Raw genomic sequence first — 15,638 nt, forward strand, 5'->3', positions numbered from 1 at the left:
GGCCTTCAGTGTGTTGCGGGAGTATTCTGCGGGTCGCAATCGTAACCCGTAATGGTCAGGGAAAAGCCCGCCATGCTGGGCATCTTGCGCGGTCGGGCCAACAGCCTCATCTGGCCCACGTTCAGGTCGCGCAGGATCTGGGCGCCGATGCCATACGTGCGCAAGCCGAAGCGGTCGGTGCTGGCGGCGGCGTCGGCCTGGGCCTTCGGGTCGCTCCAGCCGGCAATCTGGCCAAACAGGTGTTCCGTGGACGACTGGCAGTTCATCAGCACCAGCACGCCGGCCGGCGCGGCGGCGATGGCTTGCAGCGCCTGCGCCACGCCCCAGCTGTGCGGGCTGGCGCCGGTGTCCAGCACGTCCAGCACCGAGGCCGGTTCATGCACGCGAACCAGCGTTTCGACGTCGGGGGAAACGTTACCATGCACCAGCGCCAGATGGGCCGAGCCCGTGGCGCCGTCTTCGTAGGCCACGGCCTCGAACGTGCCCCAGGCCGTCTTCATGGGGCGCTTGCCCACGCGCTTGACGATGGATTCGTGTTCGCTGCGGTACTGGATCAGGTCGGCGATGGTGCCGATCTTCAGCTTGTGCTGGCGGGCAAATTCCACCAGGTCCGGCAGGCGCGCCATGGTGCCGTCGGGCTTCAGGATTTCGCAGATGACGGCGGCGGGCGTCAGGCCGGCCATGGCGGTCAGGTCGCAGCCCGCTTCGGTGTGGCCGGCGCGCACCAGCACGCCGCCGGGCACCGCGCGCACCGGGAAGATGTGGCCGGGCTGGACCAGGTCAGACGGCTTGGCGTCGCGCGCCACGGCCACCTGGATGGTGCGGGCGCGGTCGGCGGCCGAAATACCGGTTTCAACACCTTCGGCGGCTTCGATCGACTGCGTGAAGTTGGTGCCGTAGCGCGTGCCGTTGCGGGCCGCCATCATGGGCAGTTCCAGCTGGCGGCAGCGTTCTTCGGTCAGGGTCAGGCAGACCAGCCCGCGGCCGTGGGTCACCATGAAGTTGATGGCTTCGGGCGTGACGAATTCGGCGGCCATGACAAGGTCGCCCTCGTTTTCACGGTCTTCTTCGTCAACCAGAATGACGATACGGCCGGCGCGAAGCTCGGCGATGATCTCGGCAACAGAGGCGATACCGAAGGATTCCGGCTCGGAGCCGGGCAAAGAGGACAACTGGACGGACATGGCGGGCACGCAAACCAGGCGGGAAAGCCCGGATTTTACCGCCCCTGGGCCCAGAACCCCTATTGGTCTGCAAGAAGCCCGTCCGGCGGGGGCCATACGGTTAAACTTTCGCCCGGAGATCCCCCTTAAAACTCGAAGGAAAAACCTCATGCAAGCCCTTGCGGCCATGCCTTTGACCGTGGCGGCGGCGGTTCGCGTCGTCCTGACCGACATTGACGACACGCTGACCACCGAAGGCCGCCTGCCGGCCGACGCCTACGCCGCGCTGGAACGCCTGGAACAGGCGGGAATCCAGGTGGTGCCCATCACCGGCCGCCCGGCCGGCTGGTGTGACCATATCGCCCGCATGTGGCCGGTGCGCGCCGTGGTGGGGGAAAACGGCGCGTTCTATTACGCGTATGACCGCCAAGCCCGCCGCATGACGACCCACTACTGGACGGACGCCGCCTCGCGCCAGGCCAGCCGCAAGCGGCTGGACGCCATCCGCGACCGCGTGCTGGCCGAGGTGCCGGGCTGCGCGGTGGCCAGCGACCAAGACTATCGCGTGGCCGACCTGGCCATCGATTTCTGCGAAGACGTGCCCGCGCTGCCGGATTCGGCCGTCAGCAAGATTGTCCAGATCTTCCACGACGCCGGGGCGCAGGCCAAGGTCAGCTCGATCCACGTGAACGGCTGGTTTGGCGACTACGACAAGCTGACCATGACGCGCACGATGTTCCAGCAAGAATTCGGCCAGGACGTGGCCGACGCGTTGGACAGCACGCTATTCATCGGCGATTCGCCCAACGACGAGCCGATGTTTGCGTACTTTCCGATTTCGGTCGGCGTGGCGAACATCCAGGCGCAATTGCACCGCTTGAAAGACCGCCCCGCATTCGTGGCCGCCTATCACGGCGGCGCCGGCTTCGTCGAAATGGCCGACCGGCTGCTGGCGGCGCGCCCGCAGCCACAGGCCGCGCAATCATCCCCAGCCCGATCGGCGTAAGGGCAGACACACCGTGGCCACCCCCAAGACCCCCGCCGCGCCCGCCAATGACGGCCGCCGCAGCATCCAATCCATTGAAGTGGGCGTGCCGTTGCTGTCCGCCCTGGTCGACGCCGGCAAGCCTTTGACCTTGCGCGACCTGGCGGCGGGCGCCGGCATGACGTCCGCCAAGGCGCACCCCTATCTGGTCAGCTTCATCCGCGTGGGGCTGGTGCAACAGGACGCGGTTACCGGCCAGTACGAGCTTGGCCCCTTCGCCTTGCAGATGGGCCTGGTCAGCCTGCAACGGCTGGACCCGGTGCGCATTGCCATGCCCGAAATCGCCAAGCTGCAATCGGACATCGGTCACACGCTAGGCATCGCCGTGCTGGGTTCGCACGGCCCCACGATGATCCACATGACCGAAGCCAGCTACCCGGTGCACGTGAACATGCGCAAGGGCACGGTGATGTCCATGCTGCACACCGCCACCGGGCTGGTGTTCGCCGCGTGGCTGCCGCCTAAGGTCAGCGAGCACTACATTGCCCGCGAAGAAGGCGACACCGCGGTCATCGCCAGCGTGCCGCCGCCGCGCAAGGCGTCTCGCGCCAATATCGAGGCCCAGCTGGCCGACATCCGCGTGCACGGCATGGCGCGCGCACTGGGCAACCCGCTGCCGGGCGTGGATGCGCTGTCGGTGCCGGTGTTCGACAACACCGGCAACATCGTGCTGGCGCTGACCAGCCTGGGGCCGACGGGGCTGTTCGATGTGTCATGGGACGGCACGATCGCCAAGCCGCTTCAGGCCTGCGCGCACGAGATCTCACGCAAGCTGGGCTATCGGGTCTGACTTGCCCTGCCGACGTTCGCAAACAAACGAACATAAAGCGAACAATTCGAACAAATCCCGAAAAGAAAGGCAGGGACTTTCCCAGGTGTGCCTGTCCCCTCTTGTGTGTTTGAATTCAGGAAATATTCAAATTCATCCGAGAGGAGACAAAACCATGCACGCGATGCGTCTTATGCAAGCGGCCGCCCTGGCCGCATTCGCCGTTGGCGGTTCCGCCGCCAACGCCGCCGACACCTGCTCGAACCGCGGCGATCTGGACCAGATGTACTGCGACGCCAACAAGGATCTGGTGGCGGATACGCCCGCCGACGCCTCCAAGCAGAAAACGCCGTCGACCCTGGTGTTCACCTACACCCCCGTGGAAGACCCCGCCGTATACGAAGACATCTTCAAGCCCTTCACCAAGCACCTGTCCGAATGCACGGGCAAGCGCGTCGTTTTCTATCAGGTGCAAAGCAACGCGGCTGAAATCGAAGCCATGCGCTCGGGCCGCCTGCACGTGGGCGGTTTTTCGACAGGCCCCACCGCCTTCGCGGTGAACATTGCCGGCGCGGTGCCGTTCGCGGTCAAGGGTTACGCCGACGGTTTCCAGGGCTACAACCTGATCGTCATCGTCAAGAAAGACAGCCCGTACCAGAAGCTGACGGACCTGAAGGGCAAGAAGCTGGCGCACACCGCGCCGTCGTCGAACTCGGGGCACATGGCGCCCGTGGCCCTGTTCCCCAAGGAAGGCCTGACGCCGGACAAGGACTACAAGGTGGTGTTTTCGGGCAAGCACGACCAGTCCGTCATGGGCGTGAATTCGGGCGACTACGACGCTGCCGCCGTGGCGTCGGACGTGTTCAAGCGCATGGTCGAACGCGGCCAGGTCAAGGAAGCCGATTTCCGCGTCATCTACCGCAGCGAAAAATTCCCGACCTCGTCGTTCGCCTATGCGCATGACCTGGAGCCCAAGTTCCGCGACCAGATGCTCAAGTGCTTCTACGACTACCGCTTCCCCGCGGAAATGTCCAAGGCCTTCGATGGCGCCGACCGCTTCTATCCGGTGACCTACCAGAAGGACTGGGCCATCGTCCGCCAGGTGGCTGAATCGGGTGGCGAGAGCTTCAACCGCGCCGCCTATGACCGCGAATCCGCAAAGAGCAAGAAGTAATCCAGCATGACGACGTCGCTACGCATTTCCGGCCTGGTCAAGGAATACCGGGCCGGCCGGCCGGTTCTCAATGGCATCAACCTTGAAATCGCCGGTCAAGGCCTGACCGCCATCATCGGCCCTTCCGGCACGGGCAAAAGCACGCTTCTGCGCTGCATCAACCGGCTGATCGAACCCACCCAGGGCGAGATCGTGTTGCAGTCCAAGGATGGCGCCGTGGACCTGGCCCGTGTGCGTGGCGCGTCGCTGCGCCGCGCCCGCCGGCGCATCGGCATGGTGTTCCAGGAATACAACCTGGTCGAACGCCTGACCGTCATGGAAAACCTGCTGACGGGCCGGCTGGGCTATACCTCGGCGCTGAAGGCCTGGATGCGCCGCTTTGAACCCGAAGATATCGAGCATGCCTACAAGCTGCTGGACACCGTCGGGCTGGCGGGTTTTGCCGACCAGCGCGCCGATGCGCTGTCGGGCGGCCAGCGCCAGCGCGTGGGCATCGCCCGCGCGCTGATGCAGCGCCCCCAGCTGCTGCTGGCCGACGAGCCGACCTCGTCGCTGGACCCGAAGACCTCCGTTGAAATCATGGAGTTGCTGTCCGACCAGGGCAGCGCCACCGGCATCCCCGTCATCGTCAACATCCACGACGTGGAACTGGCGCGCCGCTACGCGACCCGCATCGTCGGCATGTCCGGCGGGCATGTGGTCTACGACGGCGACGGCCAGGGGCTGGACGCCGCCATGCTCAAGACCATCTACGGAGGCGAGTCTTGGCTGGAATGACGCACCCCCGGGGCGGTCGCCCCTTTGCCATGTCCGGGCGCGCCAAGGCGGGCCTGGTGTTGCTGGTGATCTACACCATCTATGCGGGCGCGCAGCTGGATTTCAGCTGGGCGCGCTTCGAAACCGGCATGGGACACGCGTCGACGTTTCTTTCGCGCATGTTTCCGCCCAATTTCGAAAAGCCCGCCACCTTGTGGAAGGGCATTGCCGAAAGCCTGGAAATTGCCGTGCTGGCCTCGGTGCTGGGCATTCTGTTCGCCTTGCCCGTGGGCCTGCTTGGCGCGCGCAACATGATGCCCGCCTGGGTGTCGTGGCCCGCGCGTTCGCTGGTGGCCTTGTGCCGCGCGCTGCACCCGGTCATCGTCGCCATCCTGTTCGTGAAAGCCGTGGGCTTTGGCGCGCTGGCGGGCATCCTGGCGTTGACGGTGGCGTCCATCGGTTTCATCGGCAAGCTGTTCACCGAGGCCATCGAAGAGATATCGCTAAAGCAGGTGGAAGCGGTGCGCGCCAGCGGTGCGTCGTTTGCCAACGTGATCATCTTCGGCGTGCTGCCGCAGGTGTTCGCGCGCTTTATCGGCTTTGCCACCTACCAGTTCGACTCGAACCTGCGCAACTCCACCATGGTGGGCATCGTGGGCGCGGGCGGGGTGGGCGGCACGCTGTTCTCGGCGTTCCAGCGCTTTGACTACGACTTCATCAGCGCCATCCTGCTGACCTTGATTGCCATCATCATGCTGGGCGAAATCATCGCGGGCTTCGTGCGCGCCGTGTTCCTGGACAACCTGGGTTTTGACCGCATCCTGCAAGGCCGCTTCGCCGGCGCGCGCGGTATCGGTTCCGGCAAGCCGCCGGTGGCCCGCAAGGCCGAGGTGGAAGAATGAACGCCCACGCCTCAAGCCTGAATCCGCCCGGCTCGCCGCGTGTGTGGCTGCGCTACAGCATGGGCCAGCGGCTGCTGCGCTTTGCGCTGTATCTGCTGGTGGTGGCGGCCATCGCGCAAGCCATACGCGGCGTGGAAGTCATACCGGAATTCCTGTATGACGCGCCCGAGCAGATGGCCGACCTGTTTCGCCGCATGTGGCCGGTCGATTGGGCCTACTACCCGGACGGCGTGCACAGCGCGCTGATCGAAACGCTGCACATCGCCACCCTGGGCACCATCCTGTCCGTCTTCATGGCGGTACCGGTGGGCCTGCTGGCGGCCAACAACCTGACGCCCAGCAAAACCATCAACATGCTGGCACGATTGATTCTGGTGTCCAGCCGGTCGGTCAATTCGCTGGTGTGGGCGCTGCTGTTCATCGCCATCTTCGGGCCGGGCGCGCTGGCCGGCACGCTGGCCATTGCGTTCCGCTCCATCGGGTTCGTGGGCAAGCTGGTGGGCGAAGCCATCGAAGAAGCGCAGCGCGGGCCGATCGAAGCGGTTACCGCCACGGGGGCCAGCAAGGCATCAGTACTTTGGTATGCCTACTGGCCGCAGATCCGCCCGGCGTTCTGGTCCATCGTGCTGCTGCGCTGGGACATCAACGTGCGTGAATCCGCCGTGCTGGGGCTGGTGGGCGCGGGCGGTATCGGCATGGCGCTGGATACGGCGCTGAACCTGTTCCAGTGGGATCGCGTGGCGCTGGTGCTGGCCGCCATCTTCGTTGTGGTCGTGCTGGCCGAAATCATCATCACGCAGGCGCGCAAGCGCATCCTGTAAGCGCTGGTTCCTGATTACGCTTGTCGGTTTCCCCTGACCAGCGCTCCTTGGCGCCGCCCTTGAGAAAGGGCGGCGTTTTTCTTTGGCCGGGCAGCAGCGGCTTGTTGTGCACCGCGAATGGCGACTATGCTCGATGTGACCAAAATATGACCCGTCATCAAATCCGCCCCCTTGCTTGATTAAGATCTCGGCTTTTGCCGTCGGACACCCCCCGCCATGTCGGAACAGGAATTGAAACTGCACGTGCCCGCCGCGACGCGCCAGGCCGTAAAGAACGAAGTCAAGCAACGCGACGCCACGCGCATCCGTCTGCATGCCATGTACTTCGACACGCCCGAACGCGAGCTGGCGCGGGCGCGCATTGCCATCCGGCTGCGCCAGGAAGGCCCGGATTGGGTGCAGACCCTGAAGATGCCCGGCATCAACGCCATCACGCGCATCGAACTGAACCACCCCCGGCCCGGCCCCGTGCTGGACCTGTCCGTCTATGCCGGCACCGAAGTCGAAGAGGCGCTGGGCGCGGTCAAGGGCGAACTGGGCCTGCGCTATGAAACGGACGTGCTGCGGCTGCTGCGCAAAGTCCGCACGCGTTACGGCACGGTCGAGCTGGCCTTCGACACCGGCATCCTGCGTGCCGGCGCGCTGGAGCTGCCGATTTCCGAACTGGAATTTGAATTGATGTCGGGCCGCCCCGCCGCCATCTTCGCCGTGGCGCGTGGCTGGCAACAGCGCCACAGCCTGGTGCTGGACCCGCGCAGCAAGTCCGAACGCGGCGACGCGCTGGCGCAACTGGCCCACAAGCTTGCCGTTGAGGACGCCAACCCCGGCGACGACCTGGAAGCGCGCCGCGCCCAGGCCATTGCCCAATTCTGGGCACCGCGCGGTGCTGCCCCGGTCAAGCTGCGCGAGGACATGACGGCGCCGCAAGCCATGGGCCGCATCGCCGCCGAATGCCTGGACCAGATCGCGCGCAACGCCGCCGTGTTGGCCGAAGTCGATACCGAAGGCGTCTACCGCGCCGGCAATTCCGAACACGTGCACCAGTTGCGTGTGGGCGTACGCCGCCTGCGCTCGGCCTGGAAGTTGTTCGACGGCTGGGTGGCGCCGGTGCCGGACACACTGCTGCAAGGCGTGCGCACGCACTTTGCCGCCTTTGGGGCCAACCGCGACCAGGACGTGCTGAATGAAACGGTGGCGCCCGCACTGATCCGCGCCGGCATGCCCGTGATTCCGATGGAAGCCGCGCCGCCTGAACAGGACGCGCAGACGATTGCCGCCGGCAAGGCGTTCCAGGCCTGGCTGCTGGAGCTGCTGGAATGGAGCCTGGAGGTGCCGCCCCCCTTGCCTTCGGGCGGCGCGCAAACCGTGGCCAACGGCACGCCCAGCGACGCCGCGCCCGAACCGGCCATCCGACTGGAAGGCGCACTGGCCGCCACCAGCGTCAAGCCGACCATCATCCCCATGCTGGCGCCCGAACCCGATCCGCACCATCTGCGCAAACAACTGGCGCGGCGCCTGCACCGCTGGCACAGCAAGGTGGCGGAACAGGGCACGCAGTTCTCCAAGCTGGATATCCCCACGCGCCATGAATTGCGCAAGCGCGGCAAGCGGCTGCGCTACAGCCTGGCGTTTGCCGAATCGCTGCTGCCCGCCGCCAAGCTGCGCGGCTACCGCAAGCTGTTGTCCCGCGTGCAGGACGTGCTGGGCGAAATCAACGATCTGGCCGTCGCCAAGGACTACTACGAGTCGTGCACCGCCACGCATCCGCAAGCTTGGTTCGCGCTGGGCTGGATCAGCGCACGGCTGGAGGAACTGGCCGTGGATGCACAAAAGGCCTTCGACGCCCTGGCGAAAAGCAAGCCGTTCTGGCGCTAGGCCAGGCCGCGCGCGGCTGCGCCACGCGTCTCGGCGTTGTGGCCTCTGCGAGCGCACATCGTTTGCGGGGCAGTGTCTGGCGGGCGCGTCGGCGCGTCGGCCCATCTACCCCATCTTCGCGACAATTGGCCGCGCGTTTTGCACCTGGACACGCTTCTAGCAAGGCGTTTCAAAAAAAGGGCCAGAGTCAGCAACCGGTCAGCTTGCTGTCAATTTGTCGACATTAACGGCGTCAATACTGGATAGCTGTCGCCCGGCCGCCCCGCGCCGGGTGCATTCGTGGCCCGCAGCATCCCGCCCGACATTCGTCCTGTGTGACGGCACGACGGCCCTTGCGGGCCGTCAGCCCATCCACAACGACCGAACCATGGAAACCCAATCCCCCTTGCTCGCCCATGCAAGACGAGGCCTTGCGGCCTTATGCGCCTTGTCGCTGGTGTTCGCGCTGTCCGCTTGCGGCGGTGACGACAACGACTCTGACGAACCGGCTCCCGCCCCGCCCACCACGACGCCCACCCCGCCCGCGCCCCCGGCCGCGTGCGCGGTGCACTGCGCGCCTTGAGCCCGTTTCCCATCGATCACCAGGACAGACAAGCCAATGACGTTCGACGCATCCAAACGAAAGTTCTTCAAGACCACCGTGGGCGCCACCGCCGCGGTCAGCGCACTGTCGATGTTCCCGCCCAGCATCCGCCGGGCGCTCGCCATTGAAGCCAGCAACGCCACCGGCACGATTCAGGACGTGAAGCACGTTGTGATGCTGATGCTGGAAAACCGTTCCTTCGACGGCTACTTCGGCACCTTCCCCGGCGTGCGCGGTTTTGGCGACCGCTTTCCCATTCCGCTGGCCAACGGCAAATCGGTATTCCACCAGACGCGCAGCGACGGCACCGAAGAATTGCCCTACCACCTGGACGCGGCGCAGGGCAACGCGCAACGCGCCGGCAGCACGCCGCACTCGTGGCCCAACTGCCAGGCGGCGTGGGACCACGGCCGCATGAACCAGTGGCCCAGCGCCAAGCAGCCGCTATCCATGGGTTACTACGAAACCGCCGAAGTGCCGTTCCACCGCGCGCTGGCCGACGCCTTCACGCTGTGCGACAACTACCACTGTTCGATGCACGCCGGCACCATCCCGAACCGCCTGTTTTTCTGGACCGGCACCAACGGCCCGTCGGGCGACAACGTGTCGGTGGTGATGAACGAATGGAACGACGGCGCCGACGTGGGCCCGTCCACCGAAGGCTGGACGTGGACCACCTATGCCGACCGCCTGCAAGCGGCCGGCGTCAGCTGGAAGGTCTACCAGAACATCCCCGACAACTTCGGCTGCAACGAGATGATGAGCTTTCGGCACTGGCGCGCCGAGATCGAAAAAATGCCGGCGGACCGCCGCGTCAGCAACCAGGGCGGCCCCGCGTACAACCCGGCCATCGACGACCAGTACAGCCCGCTGGCCAAGGGCTTTGGCAACACGATGGCCGACGGCGGCTTCCTGCAAAGCCTGCGCGACGACGTCGCGAACGGCACGCTGCCCGAAGTGTCTTGGATCATCCCACCGGCCGCCTACAGCGAGCACCCCGGCCCCTCCAGCCCCGCCAAGGGCGCGTGGTACATCCAGGCCGCGCTGGACGCGCTGACGCAGTCGCCCGAGGTCTGGAGCAAGACGGTGTTCCTGGTGACCTACGACGAGAACGACGGCTTCTTCGACCATATGCCCACACCGTCGGCGCCGTCGCGCAACGACGATGGCACGCTGGCCGGCAAGTCCACGCTGACCGACGCGCAGATGGCGTTTGAATACTTCACCTATCCGCCCGCCACGCCCAAGCAGCTGACCGCCGACGGCAAGCCGTTCGGCCCGGGCATGCGCGTGCCGATGTGGGTGATTTCACCGTGGAGCCGGGGCGGCTGGGTCAATTCGCAGGTGTTCGACCACACCTCCGCGCTGCGCTTTCTGGAACAGCGCTTTGGCGTCGTGGAACCCAACATCAGCGCGTTCCGCCGTGCCGTGTGCGGCGACCTGACCACCACGCTGGACTTCGTGTCGCCCAACAGCGCCCGCCTGCCGACCCTGTCGGGCCGCACGACCAAGACGGACGCCGACGGGCTGACGACCTGGCAGGAAGCGCAGCCGGCCATCGCCATCCCCACGCAGCAAACGCTGGCCCCCCAGGCCTCGGGCACGCGCCCGTCGCGCGCGCTGCCGTACGAGCTGCACACCAGCGCGCGCGAGCAAGCCCGCGAGAACCGCGTGCAGTTGCTGTTCGCCAACGCAAGCGGTGCGCAAACGGCAGCCGTCTTTCATGTGTACGACAAGCTGCACCTGGACCGCATTCCGCGCCGCTACGTGGTCGAAGCGGGCAAATCGCTGGATGACGTCTGGGACGTGTCGGGCGACAGCGGCCAGTACGACTTGTGGGTGCTGGGTCCCAACGGCTACCACCGTTCATTCGCGGGCGACTTGATGCGCGCGGCCGGCGCACAGCCCGAAATCCAGGTCTGCTACGTGCCGTGCGACGACGCCCAGGTGCAGGTCAAACTGCACAACAACGGCACGCAGGACTGCGTCTTCACGGTGCAAGCCATGGCCTACCGCAACGATGGCCCGTGGACGGCATCGGTGGCGGCGGGACAGGTCGGCGAACTGAGCTGGCCGGTCACCAGCAGCGGCCAGTGGTACGACTTCACGGTGGGCTGCGACACCTACCCGGCATTCAAGCGGCGCTTTGCGGGCCGCATGGAAACGGGCAAGCACGGCATCAGCGACCCGGCGATGGGGCAGCTGGACAGCTGATAACCAAAACGGGACGGCGCCTGGGGCGTCGTCCCGTTTTGCGGCCCGGTGGGCCAGCGATCGGCTGCCGGGTCAGTGCCGGATCAATCCGCCAGCAAGGCGCCCGCGAATTCGTCCGCGACGAAGGGTTGCAGGTCTTCCAGGCTTTCGCCCACGCCGATCCAGTACACCGGAATCGGACGCACGCCCTGGCTGCCCGCCGCCACGGCGGCCAGCGTGCCGCCCTTGGCAGTGCCGTCCAGCTTGGTCACGACCAGGCCGGTCAGGTTGATGGCGGCATCAAAGGCGCGAATCTGCGCCAAGGCGTTCTGGCCCGTGTTGCCGTCCACCACCAGCAGCACTTCGTGCGGCGCCGATGCATCCGCCTTGCCGATGACGCGACGGATCTTTTTCAGTTCTTCCATCAGGTGCAGCTGCGTGGGCAGGCGACCCGCCGTGTCCACCATGACCACGCCCATGCCGCGCGCGCGGCCGGCGTTGACGGCGTCAAAGGCCACGGCAGCCGGGTCGCCCCCCTCTTGCGAAATGACGCTGACGTTGTTGCGGCTGCCCCATTCCACCAATTGTTCGCGCGCGGCCGCGCGGAAGGTATCGCCCGCCGCCAGCAACACGCTGGCGCCCTGGCGCTGGAACGTGTGCGCCAGCTTGCCGATAGACGTGGTTTTGCCGGCGCCGTTCACGCCGGCAATCATCACCACCAGCGGCTTGGCGCTGGTCAGATTGAAGCCGCGCTCCAGCGGGCGCAGGTGGTCGGCCAGCAACTGTCGCAGCGCGGCCTTGACCTTGGCGGGGTCTTCGATGCGTTCTTTCTTGACCCGCGCACGCAGCGCGGTCAACAGCTTCTCGGTGGCCTCCAGGCCCGCATCGGCCATAATGAGCGCCGATTCGAGTTCCTCGAACAGGTTTTCATCGACCTTCACACCGACGAAAATGCCACCAATGCTCTGACCCGTACGCGACAAGCCCTGCTTCAAGCGCGACAGCCAGGAAGATTTCCTGGGCGCTTCGGGGGTGGGAGTGGGTGCGGGTGCGGGTGCGGGCGTCGGCGTCGACTCGGGCGCCGGTGCAGGCGTTACGATCGGCGCGGGCGGCACAACCGACGCTGGCGCGGCGGCTGGTGCCGGGGCTGGTGCCGGGGCTGGTGCTGGTGCCGGCGCTGGTTCGGCGGAAGGCGCCGTTGCGGGCGCAGGCGCGAATGCCGAAGGGGTCTGAGGCGCGGCAGCCGGTGCAGGCGCGGACGATACCGTCGACGCCGACATCGGCAACGGTGCACGCACGGATTCGGCGGCAGGCGCGGGCGGTGTAGCTGGTGTAGCCGGTGTAGCCGGTGTAGCCGGTGTAGACGACACAGCCGGCGCGCTCGGGACGGCCGGCGTTGCCACCGTAGGCGCCGCGGGCGATACCGGGGGCGTAATCTGCGGCGACGGCGCGGCAGGCGCAGGCGCGGTACCCGGCGCGGGCGCCGTGCTGACGGGCGCCGGGCTGAGGGGCGCCGGGCTCACTGGCGTCGGGCTGACTGGCGCGGCAACGGGCTCCGTGGGCGCTACGGGGGCGTCCACGACCTCCGGCGGCGGCGCGGGCTGGGCCGGCGCGGCGGGCGGAGGGGTTTTTTTCTTGAAGAAGCGGCTAAACATGGGTCACAAGTATATTCGTATCGTCGGGGGCCAATACAGGCGCACCCCCATCGCCGTGCCTGACGTGGAGACGCTGCGCCCCACGCCCGACCGGGTTCGCGAAACGCTGTTCAACTGGTTGAATCATCTCTGGGCCGGCGAATTTGCCGACAAACAGGTACTGGACTTGTTCGCCGGCAGCGGCGCCCTGGGCTTCGAGGCGGCGTCTCGCGGCGTGGCGCATGTGCAGATGGTCGAGCGGGACAAGACCGCCGCGTCCGCGCTGCGGACACTGCGCGACAAGCTCAAAGCCGACATGATACGCATCCACGTGGGCGACGCCATGCAGGTCGCCGAACGGATGGATGCGTCCCGCTTTGACCTCATCCTGTTGGATCCACCCTTCGGACAGGGTTGGCTGCCGCGCCTGTGGCCGATCTTGCCCGGTATTCTCAGCCCGCACGGGCTCGTCTACGTCGAGGCGGAAACGGCCATCGAAGCCCCCGAAGGTTTCCAGATCTTGCGGCAGGACAAGGCAGGGGCGGTCCACTACCATCTGCTGGAATTTGCTGCATTGCGGAAATAGATCAATAATCCGAGCTTCGGAGGATGGTGTACACCACTAATAACGGTACGGAGCTCGCATGATCATCGCTGTATATCCCGGCACTTTCGACCCGCTGACCCGCGGCCACGAAGACCTGGTCCGCCGTGCGGCCACGCTTTTCGACAAGGTCGTGGTGGGCATCGCCCACAGCCGCAACAAGAAGCCTTTCTTCAGCATCGACGAACGCGTTGAAATCGCGCGCGAAGTGCTGGGCCACTATCCCAACGTGGAAGTGCAAAGCTTTGGCGGCCTGCTGAAGGACTTTGTGCGCGACCAGAACGGGCGCGTCATCGTGCGCGGCCTGCGCGCCGTGTCCGACTTCGAATACGAATTCCAGATGGCCGGCATGAACCGCCACCTGCTGCCCGACGTCGAAACCCTGTTCATGACGCCGTCGGACCAATATCAATTCATCTCGGGCACCATCGTGCGTGAAATCGCCCAGCTGGGCGGTGACGTCAGCAAGTTTGTGTTCCCGTCCGTGGAACGCTGGTTGCAGGAAAAGGCCAAGGAACGCCGCGAGCAATCCTGGCCGGGCTGATCCACCGGCACGGCACCATCCCGAAGGGCGCGATTCGCGCCCTTCTTGCGCTGGGCGGGCCGGCAGTACAATGGCAGCCGCCCCCGGCTTTACACCGTTGCCCACCATGGCCTTGCTCATCACCGAAGAATGCATTAATTGCGACGTTTGCGAGCCCCAGTGCCCGAACGACGCGATCTCCATGGGTGATGACTATTACGTCATCGACCCCGACAAATGCACCGAGTGCGTCGGCCATCACGACGAACCGCAGTGCAAGGTGGTGTGCCCGGTAGAGTGCATTGAATTGCACCCTCAGTGGAACGAAGGCCAAGAGCAGCTTATGGCCAAGTACCGCCGTCTGACCGGTGCCGCATGAGCGACGCCACGCAGCACGGCATTCCCCTTCCGCCTGGTTCCCACCACGCCCGCCGCGATATCTCGGCATCGGCAATTGCCGCCGGCGTGGTCGCGGTGCTGGTCAGCTTCGGCGGCACCGCCGTGCTGATGGTGCAGGCCGGCCACGCGGCTGGCCTGGACGCGGCGCGCATCGGGTCGTGGATCGGTTCACTCAGCCTGGCATTCGGATTTGGCGGCGCGTTCTACAGCCTGCGCACCGGCCTGCCCATCGTGATGGCGTGGTCCACACCCGGCGCGGCGCTGCTGGTGACCGCGCTGGTGGGCGTGCCGTTCAACGAAGCCATCGGCGCCTACATCCTTGCGGCCGGCCTGACGCTGGCCTGTGGCCTGTTCGGCTGGATCGACCCCATTCTGCGCCGCATTCCCGGTGAAATCGCCGCCGCCATGCTGGCCGGCGTGTTGCTTAACTTCGGCATGGGCATCTTCAGCAACGTCGCGCACCAGCCCGGCCTGGTGCTGGCCATGTGCGCCACGTACCTGTTGTGCCGACGCTGGGCGCCGCGCTATGCGGTGCTGCTGGTGATGATCGTCGCCATTGCGCTAGCCTTCGCGCTGGACATGATCCGGCTGGACCTGCTGGACTGGAGCCTGACGCAATTCGTATGGACCACGCCGGAGTTCAGCGCGCAAGCCGCCGTCAGCCTGGGCATTCCGCTGTTCGTCGTCGCCATGGCGTCGCAGAACCTGCCCGGCCTGGCCATTTTGCAGGCGGCGGGCTATCGCCCCCCGGCTTCGCGGATTGTGGCCGCCACGGGCTTTCTGGGCCTGCTGGCCGCACCGTTTGGCGCGCACAGCGTCACGATGGGCGCGATCAGCGCCGCCATCTGCACCGGCCCCGAAGCGCATCACGACCCTTCCAAGCGCTACATCGCCGCCGCCACCTACGGCTTGGGCTATGTGGGCCTGAGCGTCGTGGCGGGCGCGGTGGCCGTGTTCTTCCAGGCCCTGCCCGCCGCCCTGCTGGCTGCGTTGGCGGGCTTGGCGCTGTTGGGCACGATCATGGGCGGCATGTCGGCCGCCATGGTCAACCCGCAACGACGCGAAGCCGCGCTCATCACCTTGCTGGCAACGGCGTCGGGCTTCAGTTTCTGGGGTATTGGGTCGGCCTTCTGGGGCTTGGTGGCGGGCCTGCTGGCCCACGCGGCGTTCGAGTTCAAGCGGCGTCCGTAAACGCGG

At 66.2% G+C, this 15,638-nt stretch carries 15 protein-coding genes; 13 read left to right on the top strand and 2 right to left on the bottom strand.

The genetic code is table 11. From position 1 onward, the window contains the following. Nucleotides 1–5: 5 nt before the first annotated feature. Nucleotides 6–1,184 (bottom strand): bifunctional 3,4-dihydroxy-2-butanone-4-phosphate synthase/GTP cyclohydrolase II, encoded by a 1,179-nt coding sequence (gene ribBA, locus ACNPP0_RS19120; protein WP_332610955.1) that lies wholly within the window; start codon nt 1,182–1,184, stop codon nt 6–8. Between the two features lie 148 nt (nt 1,185–1,332). Between ribBA and ACNPP0_RS19125 the strand changes: the two genes are divergently transcribed. The 9 genes from ACNPP0_RS19125 (at nt 1,333) to ACNPP0_RS19165 (ending at nt 11,302) form a co-directional block, all read left to right on the top strand. Continuing rightward, nucleotides 1,333–2,169, top strand: coding sequence for an HAD-IIB family hydrolase (locus ACNPP0_RS19125; RefSeq protein WP_332610954.1), 837 nt, complete (start codon nt 1,333–1,335; stop codon nt 2,167–2,169). Nucleotides 2,170–2,182: 13 nt separating this feature from the next. Beyond that, nucleotides 2,183–2,998 carry an IclR family transcriptional regulator gene (locus ACNPP0_RS19130; protein ID WP_448706720.1) on the top strand — a complete coding sequence of 272 codons (816 nt, stop codon included), beginning with the start codon at nt 2,183–2,185 and terminating at the stop codon, nt 2,996–2,998. A 154-nt stretch (nt 2,999–3,152) separates the two neighbouring features. Next, complete coding sequence (gene phnD, locus ACNPP0_RS19135) at nt 3,153–4,151, top strand: phosphate/phosphite/phosphonate ABC transporter substrate-binding protein (RefSeq protein WP_332610952.1); 999 nt, start codon at nt 3,153–3,155, stop codon at nt 4,149–4,151. A gap of 6 nt (nt 4,152–4,157) precedes the next feature. Continuing rightward, complete coding sequence (gene phnC / locus ACNPP0_RS19140) at nt 4,158–4,928, top strand: phosphonate ABC transporter ATP-binding protein (protein ID WP_332610951.1); 771 nt, start codon at nt 4,158–4,160, stop codon at nt 4,926–4,928. Next, nucleotides 4,925–5,809: a phosphonate ABC transporter, permease protein PhnE gene (gene phnE, locus ACNPP0_RS19145; RefSeq protein ID WP_448706721.1), complete on the top strand. Its 885-nt coding sequence runs from the start codon at nt 4,925–4,927 to the stop codon at nt 5,807–5,809. Before phnC ends, phnE (ACNPP0_RS19145) begins: the two co-directional genes overlap by 4 nt. Further along, nucleotides 5,806–6,630 carry a phosphonate ABC transporter, permease protein PhnE gene (gene phnE / locus ACNPP0_RS19150; protein WP_448706722.1) on the top strand — a complete coding sequence of 275 codons (825 nt, stop codon included), beginning with the start codon at nt 5,806–5,808 and terminating at the stop codon, nt 6,628–6,630. Before phnE (ACNPP0_RS19145) ends, phnE (ACNPP0_RS19150) begins: the two co-directional genes overlap by 4 nt. A 216-nt stretch (nt 6,631–6,846) precedes the next feature. After that, nucleotides 6,847–8,505: a CYTH and CHAD domain-containing protein gene (locus ACNPP0_RS19155; RefSeq protein ID WP_448706723.1), complete on the top strand. Its 1,659-nt coding sequence runs from the start codon at nt 6,847–6,849 to the stop codon at nt 8,503–8,505. A 367-nt stretch (nt 8,506–8,872) separates the two neighbouring features. Continuing rightward, a complete protein-coding gene (locus ACNPP0_RS19160) occupies nt 8,873–9,067 on the top strand; it encodes a hypothetical protein (protein ID WP_104141982.1) in 195 nt (64 codons plus the stop codon). A gap of 36 nt (nt 9,068–9,103) precedes the next feature. Continuing rightward, complete coding sequence (locus ACNPP0_RS19165; protein ID WP_448706724.1) at nt 9,104–11,302, top strand: phosphocholine-specific phospholipase C; 2,199 nt, start codon at nt 9,104–9,106, stop codon at nt 11,300–11,302. An 83-nt stretch (nt 11,303–11,385) separates the two neighbouring features. Here ACNPP0_RS19165 and ftsY read toward each other — a convergent pair whose 3' ends face one another. Then, on the bottom strand, nt 11,386–12,561 hold the full coding sequence (ftsY, locus tag ACNPP0_RS19170; protein WP_448706772.1) for a signal recognition particle-docking protein FtsY: 1,176 nt from the start codon (nt 12,559–12,561) through the stop codon (nt 11,386–11,388). A 373-nt stretch (nt 12,562–12,934) separates the two neighbouring features. Between ftsY and rsmD the strand changes: the two genes are divergently transcribed. From rsmD to ACNPP0_RS19190, 4 genes are all read left to right on the top strand, one after another. Then, nucleotides 12,935–13,501 (top strand): 16S rRNA (guanine(966)-N(2))-methyltransferase RsmD, encoded by a 567-nt coding sequence (gene rsmD / locus ACNPP0_RS19175; protein WP_046807919.1) that lies wholly within the window; start codon nt 12,935–12,937, stop codon nt 13,499–13,501. A 58-nt stretch (nt 13,502–13,559) separates the two neighbouring features. Continuing rightward, complete coding sequence (coaD, locus tag ACNPP0_RS19180; RefSeq protein WP_046807920.1) at nt 13,560–14,063, top strand: pantetheine-phosphate adenylyltransferase; 504 nt, start codon at nt 13,560–13,562, stop codon at nt 14,061–14,063. A 106-nt stretch (nt 14,064–14,169) separates the two neighbouring features. Next, a complete protein-coding gene (locus tag ACNPP0_RS19185) occupies nt 14,170–14,421 on the top strand; it encodes a YfhL family 4Fe-4S dicluster ferredoxin (protein ID WP_006221659.1) in 252 nt (83 codons plus the stop codon). Continuing rightward, nucleotides 14,418–15,632, top strand: coding sequence for a benzoate/H(+) symporter BenE family transporter (locus ACNPP0_RS19190; RefSeq protein WP_332610944.1), 1,215 nt, complete (start codon nt 14,418–14,420; stop codon nt 15,630–15,632). Before ACNPP0_RS19185 ends, ACNPP0_RS19190 begins: the two co-directional genes overlap by 4 nt. Nucleotides 15,633–15,638 lie beyond the last annotated feature (6 nt).

The sequence above is a fragment of the Achromobacter semiaridum genome (assembly GCF_053543755.1).